The sequence below is a fragment of the Paenibacillus sp. 01L418 genome (genome assembly GCF_056400045.1).
The window spans coordinates 1-2,406 of record NZ_JBFTSN010000653.1; the positions used below are offsets into that span (position 1 = coordinate 1).

The 2,406-nt window shown below is 42.4% G+C and carries 4 protein-coding genes; 3 read left to right on the forward strand and 1 reads right to left on the reverse strand.

Features of this window, described 5'->3' with window-relative positions; all coding sequences use genetic code 11:
* Window positions 1-486 (forward strand): response regulator transcription factor (locus AC1DSE_RS34190; protein ID WP_477529007.1); only part of this gene is annotated, 486 nt, incomplete at its 5' end.
* Window positions 487-609: 123 nt separating this feature from the next.
* Here the strand turns inward: AC1DSE_RS34190 and AC1DSE_RS34195 are convergent.
* Complete coding sequence (locus AC1DSE_RS34195) at window positions 610-900, reverse strand: hypothetical protein (RefSeq protein ID WP_441886282.1); 291 nt, start codon at window positions 898-900, stop codon at window positions 610-612.
* A gap of 198 nt (window positions 901-1,098) precedes the next feature.
* On the opposite strand from AC1DSE_RS34195, the gene rpiA reads away from it, so the two are divergent.
* On the forward strand, window positions 1,099-1,761 hold the full coding sequence (gene rpiA / locus AC1DSE_RS34200) for a ribose-5-phosphate isomerase RpiA (protein ID WP_477511644.1): 663 nt from the start codon (window positions 1,099-1,101) through the stop codon (window positions 1,759-1,761).
* An 81-nt stretch (window positions 1,762-1,842) separates the two neighbouring features.
* Window positions 1,843-2,406: ATP-binding cassette domain-containing protein (locus tag AC1DSE_RS34205; protein WP_477529008.1), on the forward strand; the 564-nt coding region annotated here is incomplete at its 3' end.

Here is a 2,406-nt window from a genome sequence, read left to right on the forward strand (position 1 = left end):
GATCAAGCTTTATACAGTGGGAAACGCGGAGGAAGAAACCAAACGGTTGTTTATTCCAAGGCATTAAACCATTCCAAAAACGAATCGATATTAAACATCATTGTCGTTGATGATGATCCATTAATCCGAGAGATTATCATCAATCGATTTTTTAACTGGAAACCTACGAATCATACGAAGGTAAAAGCAGAAGGTTATGCAGACGGTAGAACGTTCTTATCCTCCAACTGGTACAAAGAGAGTGAAAAGTATATTATCCTGCTCGATGGCTCTATGCCTGATTTGGACGGATTAGAGGTATTAAAGGAGCTGCGCCTCAATTATCCTGAACAACAGCTGTTGATCGTCATGCTGACGGCCCGCAATAATACTTCTGATATCGTCAATGCACTACAAATTGGTGCAGATGATTACGTCGTTAAGCCATTTCATATGCAGGAGCTTGTGCTGCGAATCGAACGATTGGCTAGTCGAATCGTTAACTAGATTAAGGAATAGCACAAAAAATCGCGCTTCGATAAGAAGCGCGATTTTTTTTATAGGGCATCCTTTGATTACAGACTTGCATTCCCTATTAGGGAATAGTATGTTTAGAAAAATTAAACCGAATCAGCGATGGACGGCTTCCGGTAATTCTACAACGGTTTGGGGATACTTATAATCGTTCTGATAACAGTTCGTGTCTGAATCATAAGTAGACTGTGAAAGCTTGTGAGAGATCGCGAATATGGGAAGTTTCGGGTTGACGTGCAGGGAAGAATCATAAAAAGAGCATCGTTCAAAATTAAAGTCCAGCGTAGTGATAATGATGACGCAGTTCGAAAAGGTACACCCGATAAAGCTAAATCCGTCAAAAGCAATCGTTTCATTCGTAAATTGTTCATTCGAAATTGTGTGCATAATCAGCGCTCCTATTCTGTGGTGGGACAACCTAATTGCTAGTCTACCAGATTCGTGATGTGATGTTTGTCGGTTGATGCATGTGAAAATTAATAATTAACGACATAAATAGCGTTCATTTGAGATGACTCTCCATTAATATAGTGAGTACAATATTTTTTTACAAAATACGATTGATTGAGTGAAGGAGCTGTATAAATGGACTCAAAAAAATTAGCCGCCGAAAAAGCTGTCGAGTTTCTTAAGGACGGAATGGTCGTGGGATTAGGAACAGGATCAACCGCTTATTGGGCGATTCAAAAAATCGGCCAAAAAGTAAAGGAGGGCCTATCGATTAAGGCGATTGCTACGTCGAGAGCTTCTGAAGAGCTTGCGATAGAGCTTGGCATAACGATGCTTCCATTCGCAGAGATTGAGCAAATTGATGTGACAATTGACGGCGCAGATGAAGTAAATAACGAATGGAACTTAATCAAAGGCGGAGGAGGCGCGCTGCTCCGAGAGAAAATCGTAGCTGCCGCCAGTAAGCAGCTAATTATCATCGTAGATGAAAGCAAGCATGTCGCGCAATTGGGACGTTTCCCGCTCCCGGTAGAAATCGTTCCGTTTGGTTACGAAATGACAATAAGAAAACTGCGTAATCTCGGCGCTGAGACGACAGTGAGAACGAAAGAAAATCAAATGTTTGTAACGGATAATGGCAACTTTATTGTAGATTGTCAGTTTGGTATCATTTCACAAGCAGAACAGCTGGAACATACATTAAATCTCATCCCTGGTGTCGTCGATAACGGATTGTTTATCGGTATGGCAACTAAGGTCATCGTAGGTTATACCAATGGTACAGTGAAGCTGTTGTAAAGCTGTCTAATAGATGTATGCTGCACTTAGCTTGACACATCACCCGAAAGTGGTTTACAACCATATACAGAGGTGAGCGACATGAGCGTCATTCGGTTGGAGAACGTAACGAAAAAGTATGAAGATACACTTATTTTTCGAGATATTTATTTTCGTATAAGCAAAGGGGAACGAATCGGTCTTATAGGCCGTAACGGCGCAGGAAAATCGACCGTATTTAAACTTATTTTAGGCAGAGAAGAGCCTACAGCAGGGAAGGTAGAGGTTGATCCGAAGGTTAAGGTGAGCTACTTCTCACAGTTCTCAGAGCTTAGCGGCAATCGTTCCGTCAAACAAGAGCTGGAGCTTTGTTATGAGCATATTTGGATCATCGAACGCGAGCTTGGGGAAATCGGAGAAAAGCTTGGTATTACCGTTGATGCTGATGAAATGGATCAGCTGCTGAATCGTCAAGCAGATCTCTTCGAGCAGATGGAGCATCATAATGGCTGGAATGCTGCTGTAGAGATCGATACCGTACTCACTAAGCTTGGATTTGATGAGCAATCGCGTCAACAGCCTATCGATCAATTGTCAGGCGGCTGGCGCAACCGCGCCGCACTAGCCAAAATGTTAATTGAGCTGCCAGACGTCGTACTGCTGGAC

Bases quoted from the DNA above. Each gene is read 5' to 3' on its own strand.
- rpiA (WP_477511644.1), top strand. From the start codon at position 1,099: ATGGACTCAAAAAAATTAGCCGCCGAAAAAGCTGTCGAGTTTCTTAAG.
- AC1DSE_RS34195 (WP_441886282.1), bottom strand. From the start codon at position 900: ATGCACACAATTTCGAATGAACAATTTACGAATGAAACGATTGCTTTT.